12 protein-coding genes and 1 pseudogene are annotated in these 14,795 nt (G+C 67.2%); 8 read left to right on the forward strand and 5 right to left on the reverse strand.

All coding sequences use genetic code 11. The features are described from left to right. Window positions 1-263 precede the first annotated feature (263 nt). Window positions 264-605: a rhodanese-like domain-containing protein gene (locus BLEFHOIH_RS04300; protein WP_088343279.1), complete on the reverse strand. Its 342-nt coding sequence runs from the start codon at window positions 603-605 to the stop codon at window positions 264-266. A 99-nt stretch (window positions 606-704) separates the two neighbouring features. Here BLEFHOIH_RS04300 and BLEFHOIH_RS04305 point away from each other — a divergent pair, with 99 nt between their 5' ends. Next, window positions 705-1,142 carry a MarR family transcriptional regulator gene (locus BLEFHOIH_RS04305; protein ID WP_088343280.1) on the forward strand — a complete coding sequence of 146 codons (438 nt, stop codon included), beginning with the start codon at window positions 705-707 and terminating at the stop codon, window positions 1,140-1,142. Window positions 1,143-1,167: 25 nt separating this feature from the next. Here BLEFHOIH_RS04305 and BLEFHOIH_RS04310 read toward each other — a convergent pair whose 3' ends face one another. Next, complete coding sequence (locus BLEFHOIH_RS04310; RefSeq protein WP_088343281.1) at window positions 1,168-1,860, reverse strand: DUF1045 domain-containing protein; 693 nt, start codon at window positions 1,858-1,860, stop codon at window positions 1,168-1,170. A gap of 177 nt (window positions 1,861-2,037) precedes the next feature. Here BLEFHOIH_RS04310 and BLEFHOIH_RS04315 point away from each other — a divergent pair, with 177 nt between their 5' ends. Beyond that, window positions 2,038-4,959, forward strand: coding sequence for a caspase family protein (locus BLEFHOIH_RS04315; RefSeq protein WP_170936995.1), 2,922 nt, complete (start codon window positions 2,038-2,040; stop codon window positions 4,957-4,959). Between the two features lie 112 nt (window positions 4,960-5,071). On the opposite strand, the gene BLEFHOIH_RS04320 is transcribed toward BLEFHOIH_RS04315, so the two are convergent. After that, a complete protein-coding gene (locus BLEFHOIH_RS04320; RefSeq protein WP_088343283.1) occupies window positions 5,072-5,383 on the reverse strand; it encodes a hypothetical protein in 312 nt (103 codons plus the stop codon). A 257-nt stretch (window positions 5,384-5,640) separates the two neighbouring features. On the opposite strand from BLEFHOIH_RS04320, the gene BLEFHOIH_RS04325 reads away from it, so the two are divergent. Continuing rightward, complete coding sequence (locus BLEFHOIH_RS04325; RefSeq protein WP_088343412.1) at window positions 5,641-7,353, forward strand: HAD family hydrolase; 1,713 nt, start codon at window positions 5,641-5,643, stop codon at window positions 7,351-7,353. A 7-nt stretch (window positions 7,354-7,360) separates the two neighbouring features. On the opposite strand, the gene BLEFHOIH_RS04330 is transcribed toward BLEFHOIH_RS04325, so the two are convergent. Next, window positions 7,361-7,981: a LysE family translocator gene (locus tag BLEFHOIH_RS04330; protein ID WP_088343284.1), complete on the reverse strand. Its 621-nt coding sequence runs from the start codon at window positions 7,979-7,981 to the stop codon at window positions 7,361-7,363. A gap of 429 nt (window positions 7,982-8,410) precedes the next feature. Here BLEFHOIH_RS04330 and BLEFHOIH_RS26995 point away from each other — a divergent pair. The 5 genes and pseudogenes from BLEFHOIH_RS26995 to BLEFHOIH_RS04355 all read left to right on the forward strand — a co-directional run. Further along, a pseudogene (locus BLEFHOIH_RS26995) lies at window positions 8,411-8,686 on the forward strand (hypothetical protein); the annotation flags it as partial. Between the two features lie 1,806 nt (window positions 8,687-10,492). Then, window positions 10,493-11,605: an FAD-dependent monooxygenase gene (locus BLEFHOIH_RS04340; RefSeq protein WP_088343286.1), complete on the forward strand. Its 1,113-nt coding sequence runs from the start codon at window positions 10,493-10,495 to the stop codon at window positions 11,603-11,605. Between the two features lie 135 nt (window positions 11,606-11,740). Next, entirely contained in the window at window positions 11,741-12,262 is a 522-nt protein-coding gene (locus BLEFHOIH_RS04345; RefSeq protein WP_170936996.1) for a sigma-70 family RNA polymerase sigma factor, read from the forward strand. Beyond that, window positions 12,259-12,921: a ChrR family anti-sigma-E factor gene (locus BLEFHOIH_RS04350; RefSeq protein ID WP_088343288.1), complete on the forward strand. Its 663-nt coding sequence runs from the start codon at window positions 12,259-12,261 to the stop codon at window positions 12,919-12,921. The genes BLEFHOIH_RS04345 and BLEFHOIH_RS04350 overlap by 4 nt, the downstream gene beginning before the upstream one ends. Window positions 12,922-13,033: 112 nt before the next feature. Further along, entirely contained in the window at window positions 13,034-13,519 is a 486-nt protein-coding gene (locus tag BLEFHOIH_RS04355) for a cupin domain-containing protein (RefSeq protein WP_088343289.1), read from the forward strand. 373 nt (window positions 13,520-13,892) lie between these two features. On the opposite strand, the gene BLEFHOIH_RS04360 is transcribed toward BLEFHOIH_RS04355, so the two are convergent. Continuing rightward, on the reverse strand, window positions 13,893-14,738 hold the full coding sequence (locus BLEFHOIH_RS04360; RefSeq protein ID WP_088360683.1) for a murein L,D-transpeptidase family protein: 846 nt from the start codon (window positions 14,736-14,738) through the stop codon (window positions 13,893-13,895). Window positions 14,739-14,795: the final 57 nt, after the last annotated feature.

Below are 14,795 nucleotides of genomic sequence, written 5' to 3' on the forward strand. Positions count from 1 at the left end.
CTCAAAGCCGTTAAAGAACGAATGCAGCCTGTCGATGGTTCGCTATCTTTTGCCGCGATGCAAGATGAATCTTGCAATGCAGCATGGTGCAAAAGCGGCGGCCGCGCCGCGCCGGTTGCAGCCCGTCCAGATGAATTTGCGCAATAATTTCAGGGGTGCGTGGGTATTGTCGCGGCGCGGGGGCCGAGGCTGGTGACAATTCTGTCGGCCGGGCAAGAGCTTGCGCCCCGCATCTGCGAAATGGCGGATGCGGGGCGGGCGGTTCAGGCGGCCAGCGCGCCTTTCACCACCGGCAGGCCGGCGTCGATCCAGTCCTGCTTGCCGCCGGCATATTCGCGCACATTGCGATAGCCCATCGCCTCGAGTTCGCCCGCCGCGATGGTCGAGTTCCGGCACGGCTCGTTGGCGCAATAGACCACGATCGGCGCGTCCTTGTCGGGCAGCATGGCCGGCGCGAGTTCGCGGGTGCGGTCATGCGGGATGTTCAGGGCGCCGGGCAGATGGGCGTGACGGTAGTATTTTTCCGGCAGCGCCTCGACCAGCGTCAGGGGTTCGCCATTGTCCAACAGGCGCTTGATCTCCTCGCGGACGATTGTCTGGGTCATCGGGTTGCTCCATTGGTTGCAATTGGTATCGTATCATATGCAGCTAAAATCTAGCGCAATGTAATTGCAGGTGCAACCAGTTTGAGCCATATAGGCTGCATGACCGATCACCTTTCCGAGAACCACGTCACCGCCTGGGTGCGGCTGATGCGGGCGAGCCAGGCGACGCTCGACGGCGTCGAGGCCGATTTCAAGGCGGCGGGATTGCCCTCGCTGGTCTGGTACGACGTGCTTTTGGAGCTGCGCCGCACCAAGGATGGCCGGCTGCGGCTGAGCGAGATCGGCGGCAAGATCCTGCTGAGCAAGAGCAATGTCACCCGCGTCGTCGACCGGCTCGAGGCGGCCGGGTTTGCCCGTCGCGAGGATTGCGTCTCCGACCGGCGCGGCGCCTTCGCCGCGATCACCGATGCCGGCCGCGATCTGCTGTCACGGATGTGGCCGGTCTATCGCGACAGCCTCGCCCGCCGCTTTGCCGCGCGGCTGACCGAAGGCGAGGCGGTGCAATTGGCCGGATTGCTGGAAAAGCTGAGGGGTTAGCGATGGGCGCGCAGGGCGGGGTGCCCTAGCGCTTCAGCGGGAACCGTCCGACGAGCTTGAACAGACCACCCTCCCCCGGATCGCCGAACAGGCAGAGGTCTTCGATGGCAAAGCGCGGCCCGGTCAGCGGGGCGACGGCCGGGGCCAAGGCGTCCTGCACGCGGCCCAGCTCATCCGGCTCGAGCGGACCGGCCAGCGTGACGTGAAACACGAAATCGCTGAAAATATGCGGATAGCCGAATTCCGCCAGATGCCGCGCCTGCAAGGGCGGCAGGTCTTTCGGCCGCCGCGCCCGGTCCGCCTCGCTCAACGCCGCGCGGAACGGGTCGAAATGCGTGACGCATTCGTCGGCCAGCCAATCGACCTCGGCGCGGCCGCTCTCCAATGTCAGGGCAAGATAGCGGGAAAAACTGTTGAGCCGCAGCGGCCCCGCGAGCACCCGCCTGCGGCGGGCGCAGAACGCCTCGAGCGCCGCCGCCAGTTCCGTCTCGCTGCGCCCCTCGGCCAGGCGGAACGGCGCCTTCATCGTCGCGTGCAGGGCGTAGCGGCGGGGCGAGGCGGTGGCGCGCTCGAGCAGATCGGCGTCGAGGCCCAGGCGCTCGCGATCGGGCCAAGCCGCCCCCGTCTCGGCATCGCCGCCGAGCCAGCGCCGCCCGAATTCGGCGAGCCCGGTTTCGGGCCGTGGCGCCCAGTAGATGGCATAGCGCTCAAAATGCATCGGCTCCCCGCGCGGTCATTGGCACACAAGGCGTTGATATCCCGAAACGGCCCGGCTGTCTAAACGAGCCCCGGGGCACCGCTCGCGCCCCCGCCTGCGGGCTTTTGTCCCGCCCCGCAATTGTGTAAATTGCGCAAGATTTTTTAAGAGATGTGGGAGGCGAATTTGCGCAGTTCAGTGAGACTGGCCCTTGGCCTGGGCGTCACCTTCCTCGGTCTGCTGGCGCTTGCCGGCCCCGGCCGGGCGCAAAACGACCTCCCCCCGCAAGATCCCATCCTGCGCATCGAGACCGAGATGCACACCGCGCCGATCGTGCGCGTCGGCGTCGACAGCGCCTGCAAGATGATGATCACCGGCTCGGACGATAAGACGGCCCGGCTCTGGGACATTTCCGACGCCGATCCCGACCGCGAAGCGCCGCGCCTCCTGCGCGTGCTGCGCGTTCCGATCGGCCCCGGCAATCACGGCAAGGTCTATGCCGTCGCCATGTCGCCGGACGGGCGGGTCGCGGCGGCGGGCGGCTTCAACCGGTCCGGCGGCGATCACTGGGTCTATCTGTTCGACACCGCGTCGGGCAAGCTGCTGCGCCGCCTCGGCCAGCTCAAGAACGTCATCTATCACCTTTCCTATTCGCCCGACGGCAAATATCTGGCGGCGACGCTCGGCAGCGGCCAGGGCTTGCGCGTCTGGGACACCGCCACATGGCAACTCGTCGGCCAGGACGGCGATTACGGCACCGCCGACAGCTATGGCGTCGTCTTCGGCAAGGACAATGCGCTGTTCACCGTCGCCGATGACGGTTTCGTGCGCCGCTATGGCCGCCGCTTCAAGCTGGAAGCCAAGGCGCAGACCACGGCCGGGCGCCGCCCGTTCCAGCTCGCCGTCAATCCGGCCGGCGACAAGCTGGCGGTCGCCTTCGACGGCGATCTCGGCATCGAATTGTTCGGCACGGCGGCGCTGCAGCAGGTCGGCAAGATCGACACCGGCGACATGAAGGGCGATCTCTCGACCGTCGCCTGGTCGCCGGACGGCTCGCGGCTCTATGCGGGCGGCAAATATGTCTCCGGCGGCAGCCGTCCCGTGGTGATCTGGGAGAATGGCGGGCTCGGTGCGCGGCGCGAAATCCGGCTCGGCGGCTCGACGGTCATGCATGTGCTGCCCTGCGCCAACCGCATGGTCGCCGGCTCGGCCGATCCGGCCATCGGCACCTATAGCGATGTCGGCATTCCGCTCTTGCACCGCGAAAACGTCATCGTCGACCAGCGCGGCAAGCGCGGCGAGAATTTCCTCGTCTCCAAGGACGGCTCGCGCGTCCGCTTCGGCCTCGACTATGCCGCCGACCAGCCGGTGCTGTTCGACCTCGCCCAGCAGGAGCTGGTCGATGCGCCCAAGACCGACGCGACGCTCGCGGAGGCCAAGCTGACCGGCCTCGACATCACCGATTGGAATGACAGCTTCGCCCCGAAGCTTGCGGGCCAGCCGCTGCCGATGCAGAACGCGGAGAGGGCGCGCACGGTGGCGATCTCGCCGGATGCCTCGCATTTCGTGCTCGGCACCGAATTCCGCCTGCGCGGCTTCGACCGCGCCGGCACGGAACTTTGGGACCGCGCCATGCCGGCGGTCTCATGGGGCGTCAACATCACGCCGGACGGCAAGCTGGCGCTGGTCGCGCTCGGCGACGGCACCATCCGCTGGTTCCGCGTCGCCGATGGCGAGCAGTTGCTGGCGCTGTTCGTGCAGGCCAAGGACCGGCGCTGGGTCGCCTGGACGCCGAAAGGCTATTACATGGCCTCGCCCGGCGCCGAGGAGCTGATCGGCTGGCACATCAATCGCGGCTGGGAACAGGCGGCCGATTTCTTCCCCGCCAACCGCTTCCGCGACGAGTTCAGCCGGCCCGACATCGTCAAGCTGGTCTTGCAGACGCTCGACGAGGACAAGGCCGTCGTCCAGGCCAATGCCGAGAACAAGCGCAGCCGCGAGAATGAGGACATCCGCCGCCGCCTGCCGCCGGTCATCACCATCACCTCGCCGACCGATGGCGAGCGCTTCGGCAATCCCTCGATCAATGTCAATTATACCGTGCGCTCGCCCTCGGGCCTGCCGGTGCGCCGCGTCCGCGCGCTGGTCGACGGGCGGCCGATCGAGGTCGAGACGCGCGGGCTGGAGACCATTCGCGGCGGCAATGAAACCGGCCTCACCGTCAGCCTGCCGCTGCCGCCGCGCGACGCCATGCTGTCGCTGATCGCCGAGACCGACCAATCCTCCAGCGAGCCCGCCGAGGTGCAGCTCAAATGGTCCGGCGCCGGCGAGCCCGCCGTGGCGAAGCCCAAGCTTTACGCGGTGCTGGTCGGCGTCAGCGATTATACCGATCCGAACATCCCCGATCTGCGCTGGGCCGCGCGCGACGCCACCGAACTCGGCAAGGCGCTGCAGGCGCAGGAGGGGCTGCTCTACGACAAGGTGACGGTGAAGCTGCTGACCGACGCCACCGCCACGGCCGCCGCCGTCCTCGATGAGCTGGACTGGATTTCGCGCGCCGCCTCGCAGGGCGACCGGGTGATCGTCTTCCTCGCCGGCCATGGCGTGACCGACGAGCGGCAGGATTATTATTTCCTGCCCTCCAATGCCGAGATCGACAAGTCGAGCGGGCTGTTCGTGCCGCGCCGCAGCACGGCGGTAAAGCGCACCGACATCGTCTCCAGCCTGCGCGAGACGCAAGGCCACGCGCTGTTCCTGTTCGACACCTGCCATGCCGCCCGCGCCACTTCGACCGTGGCGATGCGCAGCGTGCCGGATCTGGTGCCGTTCATCAACGAGCTGCGCTCGGCGGAGAACGGCGTGCTGGTCTTGTCGAGTTCGGAGGGGCGAGAGTCCAGCCAGGAGCGCGACGACTGGAAGGCCGGCGCCTTCACCAAGGCGCTGCTGGAGGGGCTGAAGGGCGCCGCCGACAGCAATCCGGCGGATAGCGTCATCACCTTCTCGGAGCTGAACCGCTATGTCGGCGACCGGGTCAAGGAGCTGACCGCCAACCGCCAGCATCCGGTTCTGCACTCGATCCAGCCTTCCCGCGACCTGCCCCTGGCGGTCTCGGGCCGTTAGGGCCGGGTCACCACGCCTGTGGTGCGCCGGCACAAAGAAAGGCCCCGCCGGGAGGCGGGGCCAGGGCCAGTGCCGCATGCGCATGTTTCCGCGCCTTGCAGACCTTATGAAACTAGCGCGGCGTCGCCGGCTTGTCGGATTCGGTGGACGAACCGGATTTCGGCCAATCCTTTTGCGGATCGGTCATAGGCCTGCCGCGGGTTTCGCCGCTGCCGCCAGTCCCGGAAGTGCCGGTTCCGGACGTGCCGGGAGGCGACATCGCGCCTGCGCCGCCGCTGCCGCTGGTGCCCGCACCGCCGCCTTGGGCGAGGACGATCTTGCCGGTGCCGGATGAGCCATCGGCGCTGGTGACTTTACCCGGACAGGCGAATGCCGCTGCCGCAGTAAGCGAAACAATGGCCGCGGATGCCGCCAAGCCGGTCAAGAGTTTTCTCATGAGTTTGATCCTTGAGTGTTCGATTGATAGGCTCAACGAAGGACCTGGAATTTATGTTCCGTGGCGCGTAGTTAACGGATTTCCTTGCGTCACCGTGGCCAGATCGCGGCGGCGGGCGCGGCGAAAGGCCGGGCTGGCGGTCATGCGGAACCGGCGCGGGAGCGCTGCGCCCATGCCGAACCTTTCATGGCCGAACGAACCGGCGGCTCGGGCGTTGAACCGCCACGCAATCGGGGATGATCCGCATGTTCTTCGTCGCTCTGGCCACTGATTATGACGGCACGCTCGCCGCGGACGGCGTCGTCGACGCGGAGGCGCTCGACTCGCTGCGGTCCTTGCGCAAATCCGGCCGCAAGGTGATCCTCGTCACCGGCCGCGAAATGTCCGACCTCGCGCTCGCCTGCCCGGACCTTGCAATTTTCGACCTTATCGTCGCCGAGAACGGGGCGACGCTTTACGATCCCGCCACCAAGGACGAGCAGCTCCTCGCGCCGCCCGCCTCGCCTGAACTGGTCGCGCATCTGAAGGCGCTGGGCATCACGCCGCTCTCGGTCGGCCGCTCGATCGTGGCGACCTGGGAGCCGAACGAGACGGTGGTGCTGCAGGCGATCCGCGAACTCGGCCTCGAATTGCAGATCATCTTCAACAAGGGCGCGGTGATGGTGCTGCCCGCCAGTGTCAACAAGGCGTCGGGCCTGCACGCCGCGCTCAACCGGCTGGGCATCTCGCCCTACAACGTCGCCGGCATCGGCGACGCCGAGAACGACCACGCCTTCCTGCGGCTCTGCGGTTGCAGCGTCGCCGTCGACAACGCGCTCGAGACGCTGAAGGCGGGCGTCGATCTGGTGACCCGCGGGGCGCGGGGCGCGGGCGTCGTCGAACTTTGCCGGATGCTGTGCGAGACCGACCTGACCGGCACCGGCCGTCCGCTGCCGACGCCGATGCCGGCGCTCGGCAAGACCGCCGGCGGCAGCGAGATCCCGCTCGACCCGCGCGCCGGACCGCTGCTCATCACCGGCTCCTCCGGCGGCGGCAAGACCACCACCGTGACGACGCTGCTCGAGCGCATGACGGAGCTCGACTATCAATGCTGCGTGCTCGATCCGGAAGGCGATTACGGCGCTTTCGCCGCCGCGACCGCCATCGGCACCGCCAAGAACAGCCCGACCGTCGAGGAAATTTTGAGCGTGCTCGACACGCCGGGCATGAGCGTCGTGTGCAACCTGCTCGCGGTGCCGTTGGCGGATCGCCCCGGCTTCCTGGCAAAGCTTTTGCCGGAGCTGTCCTTCCTGCGCTCCGAGACCGGGCGTCCGCATTGGATCGTGCTCGACGAGGCGCATCACCTGCTGCCCTCCGAGGCCAAGCCGGTGACGCTGCCGCGCTCGCTGCCCGGCCTCGTCCTGGTGACGGTATCGCCGAAGGCGCTGTCGCCGATGCTGCTCGACGCGGTCGAGACCGTGATCGGCGTCGGCGACCAGCCATTTGAGATCGTCGCCGAATTCTGTGAGGCGGCCGGCACTCCGGCACCCCCGCGCGTGACGGTGCCGGAGGGCGGCGCGGTCTATTACCGGCGCGGCGAGGGCCAGGCGGAGGCTGTGACGATCGGTAAGCCGCAGTCGCTGCGCATCCGCCATGTGCGCAAATATGCCGAGGGCGAACTCGGCGAGGACCGAAGCTTCTATTTTCGCGGCCCCGAGGAAAAACTCAATTTGCGGGCCCAGAACCTGATCATTTTCCTGCAGCTCGCCTCCGGCGTCGATGACGACACCTGGATGCATCACCTGAAGCGCGGCGACTATTCCGCATGGTTCAGGAGCGCCATCAAGGATCCGGACCTCGCCGAGGAAGCGGCCCGCGTCGAGGCCGACGAGAGCCTGTCGCCCAAGGCGAGCCGGGAGCAGATCGAGGAGCAGGTCACCCGCCGCTACACCGCCCCGGCAACGAAACGCGGGGAGTGATTGTTGGTCAGGCCGAGCGCGTGGCGATGGCCACCGCCGCCCCGCCCATGAAGGCCGCCGCCGTCCGGTTCAGCGCCTTCAGCGCGCGCGGCGCCTTGAGCAGGCTGCGGGCCTTGGCCGCCAGGATCAGATAGGGGATCAGCACGATCAGCAGTACGGCGGCGGTCACCATGGCCAGGATGGCATAGTCTGCCAGCGTGATGGCCTGCAGGTCGACCAGCGTCGGCGTCAGCGCGAGATAGAAGATCATCGTCTTCGGATTGCCGAGCGTTAGCGTCAGCCCCGCGACGACGCTCGCCAGAGGGCCGTCGGTGGTCCGCTTCGCCTGGATGGTCTCCGGCGTGATGCCGCTGGTCCAGAACACCCAGGCGAGATAGGCCAGATAGGCGACGCCGAGCCATTTCACGATCAGGAAGACGGTGCCGAAGGTCTGGGCGATCAGCGCCAGGCCGAGCACCGTGGCGGTCAGATAGGTGAGGTCGCCGAGCACCAGCCCGAGCGACATGAATAGCGACGAGCGGAAGCCCGAGCCGAGCGCGCGCGCGACGAGCGCGGTCACGCCCGGACCGGGAATGGCGGCCGCGATGGCGAGCGCGCCCGCATAGGTGACAAAGCCGGTGAGAGTCATGCCGTCAACTCCGTTGCGATGGGCGAGGCCTAACGCATCACCGGCATGGGGTAAATATGAGGCAGCCCGCGATCACGGCGACGTGCGGCCTGTGGGCATCATCACAGACGGAATGTTGCAAAAGCCACGATTTCTCACCAATCCTGGATTGCGCTGATGGGCCCGATACTATCGTCCGCAGACTTGCGCGCCGAGTCTGTCGCCGAGCGGCCACATAGACCTTGGTCCAGCCGTAAGCCTACGCCGTTTCACAAGCGTTTGAATCCGTTATTCAATCTGCGGGTCGCGGCGCAGGGGCCGCCATATTTGCAACTTCTCGCCGCCGCAATTGAACCTCGCGGAGCCCCGGCCGAGTTGCTATCGTTTTAGCGATCTGGACTAAGTTCCCTGCTGGGGCGCAGGGGTATTTGGGTACGTTTTGGGGGGTTCATGAAGCGCAGTCGTTTTGTGCCGGCGGGGACGTCTGTCCTCGCATTGTCCGTTGCCGTGCTTAGCACTTCGGCCTTTGCCGCCGACCTTCCCGACCGCTATCAGAGCTACAAGGACGACGCCCCGGCCATTGTCGGCGTGCCGAACTGGGCTGGCTTCTATGTCGGCGGCCATATTGGCGGCGGCTGGGGCAGCGGCGACGGCTCGAAGCTGTCGGTCAAGGGCGGCGATGGCGGCGGCGGCGGTGGCGGTTCAGCAGCGCTGATCTCGCTCGGCNGGCGGCGGTGGCGGCGGCGGGGACAACAACACGCGCGGCAATCCGGGCCTCATCGACGGCGGGGACGCGAGCGGAATCAATGGCGGCGCGGCCGGCAACAGCGGCGCTTCGAATGGGCGGCGCGTCGGCGGCGAAGGCGGCGACGGCGGCCTCGGCGCATTGCTGACCGGCCGCAGCGGCGATGACGACAGCATCATCGGCGGCCTGCATCTGGGCTATAACTGGCAGCACGGCAACATCGTTTTCGGCGTCGAGGGCGACGCCTCGTTCGACGGCGGCCTCGACAATTATCTCGCCAGCTTGCGCGGCCGTGTCGGCGTCGCGCGTGACGACCTGTTCCTCTACATCACCGGCGGTCTCGCCATCCGCGACAGCGACGGCAACGACGCTATCGGCCTCTCCAGCAACGGTGGCTCGGGCGGCGACGGCGCCGTGAACGACGATGGCCGCGACGACAGCGGCGAGGTCGGCCACCCCGCGCATTATGGCGGTCTTGGCGGCGAAGGCGCGTCAGGCGGCTCCGGCAGCGCCAGCGGCTTCGGCAAGAGCGATGGCGGAACAGAGACCGGCGCGGTGTTCGGCGCGGGTGTCGAGTATATGCTGTCCAGCAATGTCAGCGCCGGCCTGGAAGGGCTCTATTATTCCTTCGAAGACGAGGATCTGACGGTGCTGCGTGCCCGCCTGACCCTGCATCTCGATCGTGCGCCGCATGAAAGCTTCAAGGACGGCTATCTGTCCGAGGCCGTCGCGAACTGGTCTGGCTTCTATGCGGGCCTGAATGCCGGAGCCGGCTTCGGCAGCGGCAAGCGGACCGACTCGATCAAAACCGCCAATGGCGGCAATGGCCAGGGCGGCGGCAACGGCGCCCAGGGCAATTCCGTCGGCAGCAAACCCAAGAATGCACCCCCGTCCGATGGTGTAGACGATCCCGGCGGCGCTGGCGGCGGCGGCGGTGGCGGTTCAGCAGCGCTGATCTCGCTCGGCGACAATGCCGGCGCGGTCGCGGGCGTGCATCTCGGCTACAACTGGCAGGACGGCGCGCGCGTGTTCGGCATCGAAGGCGACGCCAATTGGGCCGACGAGGATTTCCGCGATTACCTCGCCTCGATCCGCTTGCGGCTCGGCCATTCCTTCGACCGCGTCCTGGTATACGGCACCGCCGGTGTCGCCTTTGCCAAGAGCGCGGGCGATGTGGCCTCGGTTTCCCTGTCCTCCGGCGGCGCTGGCGGCGATGGCCGTCCAGGGCAGTATGAGAACGACCAGCACTACACTGGCCCCGGAGGTCCCGGCGGGACTGGCGGTGCCGGCGGCTCCGGCGGTGTCGCATCCGTCACCAAGGACGGCGGCGAGGACAAGATCGGCTATGTCGTCGGCGGCGGCTTCGAGCTGAAGCTGACGGAGCGGACCAGCTTCGGCCTGGAAGGCCTGTATTACGGCTTCGACGGCTCCGACGCTTCGTCCAGCGGATCCTCCTATGAGGACGGCGACGATCTGAGCTCGGCGGTCGTGCGCGGCAGGCTCACCTTCCATCTCGACGGGGAGACCGAGGCCCTGAAATAGCCTCGGCATGGGGAGGCTGGCGTCCCGCGCCCGCCTCCCTGCCTCGCCTGGCCGGCCGCCATGGCCCGCGCCTCATGATTATTGCGTTCGTAACGCGATTCCTCGCTTCCCACGCCCCTACGCCCTTGCCCGTTCGCCGCGCGCTGCTCATCAATCGCCCGGACATGAGGACGGCCGGCTGATCCTATCCGCTCCGCCAGCGGTATCGCCGGCCATGGCGCCTCGGCGCTCGATGAGGAACTGACATGAGAATTTTGATCGCCGGCGGCGGCATCGCCGGCCTTTCGCTTGCGCGCGCGCTGGAATTGCGCGGCATCGCCGCCGATCTGGTCGAGCGCCAGCCGGGCGCGCCGACAGGGGGCGCCGGCCTCTACCTCCCCGGCAATGCCGCCCGCGCCATCGACCAGCTCGGCCTCCGGGCGGAGGTCGCGGCAACGGCCGTCCCGATCGGCAAGCAGCAAATCCTGGACTCGCGCGGCCGGTCATTGAACGTCATCCACACCGCCGACATCTGGGCGGAGTGCGGGCCGTGCCTGGCGCTGCCGCGCAACGACCTGCAGGCGATCCTCGCGGCCTCGCTCAAGCTGACCAAGGTCGCCCGCCCTAAATCCGTCGCCGGCCTCAGCCAGTCCGCGGCCGGCTGCGACGTCGCGTTCGATGATGGCAGCACGGCGCGCTACGACCTCGTCGTCGGCGCCGACGGCATCAAATCGACGCTGCGCAAGATGCTGTTCACCGACGAGCCGCCCGCCTATCTGGGCATGGTCTGCTGGCGGTTCATCACGCAGAACTCGACCGGCATCGACGGCTGGACCGCGATGCTCGGCAAGGGCAGGTCCATGCTAGCGGAGCCGGTCAGCCCCACCGAGGTCTATGTCTATGCCGACCTCGCGGTCGATGCCGAAAGCACCGGCAAATACTCCGCCGCGACGCCGCTGCCGCCGCTGTTTTCCGATTTCGGCGCCCCGGTGTTTCCGCTGATCGAGCGGCTCCCCGAAGGCACGGAGGTGCATTTCGGCCGCGTCGAGCAGGTGCAGATCCCCGAATGGGTGAACGGGCGGGTCGTGCTGGTCGGCGACGCCGCGCATGCCTCCTCGCCGAACATGGCCTCGGGCGCGGGCATGGCGATGGAGGATGCGCTGGTGCTCGCCGAGGCGATTGCGGGCGGCGGCGACCTCGACGCGGCGCTGCAAGCCTACGCGCGGCGGCGCCGGCCGCGCCTCGACTGGGTCCAGACGCAGTCCAAGATCCGGGACAAGATGCGCTATCTGCCCGGTCCGGCCCGGCACGCGGTGCTGAAGCTTTTCGGCACCGCGCTTTATAAGCGCAGCTTCACGCCGCTGCTGAAGCCGATCTGAGATTGCCGCCGGGAATACACAGGTCGCCCAGGGCCCGGTATTTGTGCTGTTATTCGGCGGGAGGTGAGGCTATTCTTGCCGACTTGGTGATGACGCATGTCTCTCCGGCCGAAGGCGGCCGGACCCCGGGCGAAAATGGGCGATCAACTCAAGAAGAGCAGCCTCGACCAGGACGCCGGCGCGTTCCGGTCGCTGTTCCTGACATTCGGCCCGAAGATCAGGGCCATGCTGATGCGCCAGGGCGCCGACCGGGACATGGCCGAAACCATCGCTCAGGACGCCATGCTCGCCGTATGGCGAAAATCTCATCAACTCGCCGACGGGAAGGGCACCATTTCCGCCTGGATCTATGCAATAGCGCGCAATCTGCGCATCGGCCGCGTCAGGCAGCAGACCGTCTGGCAGCGCTTCCACCAGGAGGTCGAAGCCGCCGAGCGGCTGCGCGGCCCGGCGTTCCGGGAACCGGAGCGCGGCGGGATCGAAGGCGCGCTCGGCGCGCTGCCGCCGGAAGAATTGCAAGTGCTGCAACTTTCCTTCGTCGAGGGACTTTCGCAAACCGAAATCGCGGCGAAGCTGGACTTGCCGCTCGGCACGGTGAAATCGCGGATGCGTCTTGCCTTCGATAGTCTGTGCGACCCGGCGGAGGGCCGGTCATGACCCGCAACACCCATCCGCATGCGGATATGCTGATCTCCTACGCCGCGGGCACGCTGCCGAATTCGATCTCCTGCGTGGTCGCCTGCCATCTCACCCTGTGCCCAGATTGCGCGGAGCATGTGCGCCGGCTCGAAACCGTCGGCGGCCTGCTGCTGCGGCAGATCGAGCCAAGTATCGCCGATACGATGTTCATGGAGCGCGCGGCGGCGAAATGGCCGGGCGATTTGCCGTCCCCGTCCGAGCCCGCGCCGGATCCGGCCCCCGAGGTCGCCGAGTCCTGGCTGCCGCAGCCGCTGGCGCGCTATCTCGGCATGAGCGGCGACCAGATCCCGTGGAAGCGCGTGGTCAAGGGCGTGCGGCAATATTGGGTCAAGCTGCCGCCGGGCTCCGGCCAGATGCGCCTGTTGCGGCTGACGCCGGGAAAGCTGTTGCTCGAGCATGAGCATACCGGCATGGAACTGACCCTCGTGCTGCAGGGTGTTTACGGGGATCATACCGGCGATTACGTGCGGGGCGAGGTGATCGAATGGACCGAAGGCACGCTGCATCAGCCGAGGGCGTCGGGCGAGGAGGAGTGCATCTGCCTGATCGCCAGCGAGAACACCCCCTATTTCAGCCGCCTGGCGGCGCGCCTGCTGCGGCCGATCATGGGGTTCTAGAGCGGGATGAGGCAAAGTGGGGACCGGTTTACCGCTCGCGCTCTAAATATAAAAACGAGATCACGGTTCATCGTGATCTAACCGCCGCCCGTGACATTCCGAGGACCGACCGATGACCCATGAGCACGAGGCTCCCAAGAAATGGCGCGATGACGGCGTTCGCGTCATCAAGGGCGACCGGCTCGACGCCAACACGCCGCAGACGCCCGGCATGTTCCGTCAGGCCGCCATCAACCATGCCCGCGTCGGGGCGCAGAAGATCTGGGCCGGCACCGTCACCATCGAGCCGGATGCCAAGACCGGCGTGCACCATCACGGCGAACTGGAAAGCGTGATTTTCGTCCTTCGCGGCAAGGCGCGGATGCGCTGGGGCGAGCGGCTGGAATATGTCGCCGAAGCCGAGCCGGGCGACTTTATCTATGTGCCGCCTTATGTGCCGCATCAGGAAATCAATGCCGATCCGGACAATGTGCTCGAATGCGTGCTGGTGCGCTCGGACAATGAGGCGGTCGTCGTCAACATCACCGACGTCGATCCCGTCGAGACGCCGGACGAAGTCTACTGGGTCGACCCCATTCACAAGCATCCGGCACGCTGAGATCGGCGCAAAGGCGCGGCTAACTGCCCTCCGTCTCAGGGCGATCGGGCTGCAGCCGAATGGCGGCCCGTCCGTTCGCTTGCAATCGCGCGATTGGGGGCCAGCCACAAGGCTTAGCTGCTAACCTTCCGCGCAATTGCCGCGGCCGATCCGCCGCGAAAGGGCGCCGGTGCAGTTCATCAAGCCACGGCGCGCTCTTAGGCAGGAGCGGGTCCCGCGCTTAAACCAGCTCCGCAGCCGTTTCCCCTCCCATGGGGAAAGGGTGAGCGTGAGCGGGTAATGCCCTCACCCGGCACGCCTTCAGCGCGCCGCCCTCTCCCAATGTTAGATGGAAAGGCTGCGGCAACTGGGGACTTGCGAAACTCATGCCGCTCTAACTCTGCGCTCCGGCATCCGCGGGGCAGTCATTGCGCAGGACGGGCGCGTCGGCGGAAGGCGCGGTTGCCGGCCGCACGGCATATTTGCCTTTGCAAACGCTCACCTCCGGCGGCAAGCGCGTCGCCTCGAAGGCGTCGTAGCCCGGTTTCAGCTCGCGCCAGAAGGATGCCCAGGGATGGTTCCGATAGGCGTCGAGGCGCGCTTCGGTAAGCCGGAAGGGGAAGACCTGCACGGCGAAGCGGTCCTGCCCGGCGTCCATGGCGGCGGTGATCAGCCCCCAGATTTCGTCGACGACGGCGTTGGTCATGGCGTAACAGCCCACCGACGAACAACCGCCATGCACCATCAGGAAGGCGCCGGTGCGGCCATGCGCCCGGTCGAACAGATTGGGGAAGCCGAGGTCGAAGGAGCGGTACCAGCGGCTGTTGGGGTTGAGCTGGCCGCGCGAGATCGTATAGAAGCCTTCGGGCGCCTGACGGTCGCCGGTCTGCAATTTCGGCCCGAGCTGGCCGGACCAGTAGCAGACCGGATAGCTGGCGAAGAGCGCGAAGCGGTCGCCGCGTTTCATCCAGAGCTCCGCCGTCATGTCGCTCTTGAAGATGCGCATGAAGACCGGCGCGCCGCGCTTGAAGCCGCCCGCCGCGAGCCGCGCGTCGAGCCCCGCGAGGTCCGGCGTGCCGGGAAGCTGATAGCCGAGCTGGATGTGCAGCACGCGGTTGAAATGCCGGCCCGCCATGTGCAGGCGGTCGATGCCGCGCAGCCAGGCGCCCTCGGCGAAATAGGCGCTGGCCGCCAGGATCACGGCGCCGGCGAGCGCCAGCCGGATCATTGAGCGGAGCATGACCACCCGCGGCCGGTCTTCGAGTGCTGCACCATTGCCTCCATAGCCGCATTGCGG

This window comes from Rhodomicrobium sp. R_RK_3 (assembly GCF_002198715.1).
Lineage (GTDB): Bacteria > Pseudomonadota > Alphaproteobacteria > Rhizobiales > Rhodomicrobiaceae > R-RK-3.

Coding starts and splice junctions, on each gene's coding strand:
- BLEFHOIH_RS04345 (WP_170936996.1), top strand. CDS start 11,741: ATGGGCGATCAACTCAAGAAGAGCAGCCTCGACCAGGACGCCGGCGCG.
- BLEFHOIH_RS04310 (WP_088343281.1), bottom strand. CDS start 1,860: ATGCATTTTGAGCGCTATGCCATCTACTGGGCGCCACGGCCCGAAACC.
- BLEFHOIH_RS04330 (WP_088343284.1), bottom strand. CDS start 7,981: ATGACTCTCACCGGCTTTGTCACCTATGCGGGCGCGCTCGCCATCGCG.
- BLEFHOIH_RS04300 (WP_088343279.1), bottom strand. CDS start 605: ATGACCCAGACAATCGTCCGCGAGGAGATCAAGCGCCTGTTGGACAAT.
- BLEFHOIH_RS04340 (WP_088343286.1), top strand. CDS start 10,493: ATGAGAATTTTGATCGCCGGCGGCGGCATCGCCGGCCTTTCGCTTGCG.
- BLEFHOIH_RS04360 (WP_088360683.1), bottom strand. CDS start 14,738: ATGCTCCGCTCAATGATCCGGCTGGCGCTCGCCGGCGCCGTGATCCTG.
- BLEFHOIH_RS04350 (WP_088343288.1), top strand. CDS start 12,259: ATGACCCGCAACACCCATCCGCATGCGGATATGCTGATCTCCTACGCC.
- BLEFHOIH_RS04355 (WP_088343289.1), top strand. CDS start 13,034: ATGACCCATGAGCACGAGGCTCCCAAGAAATGGCGCGATGACGGCGTT.
- BLEFHOIH_RS04325 (WP_088343412.1), top strand. CDS start 5,641: ATGTTCTTCGTCGCTCTGGCCACTGATTATGACGGCACGCTCGCCGCG.
- BLEFHOIH_RS04305 (WP_088343280.1), top strand. CDS start 705: ATGACCGATCACCTTTCCGAGAACCACGTCACCGCCTGGGTGCGGCTG.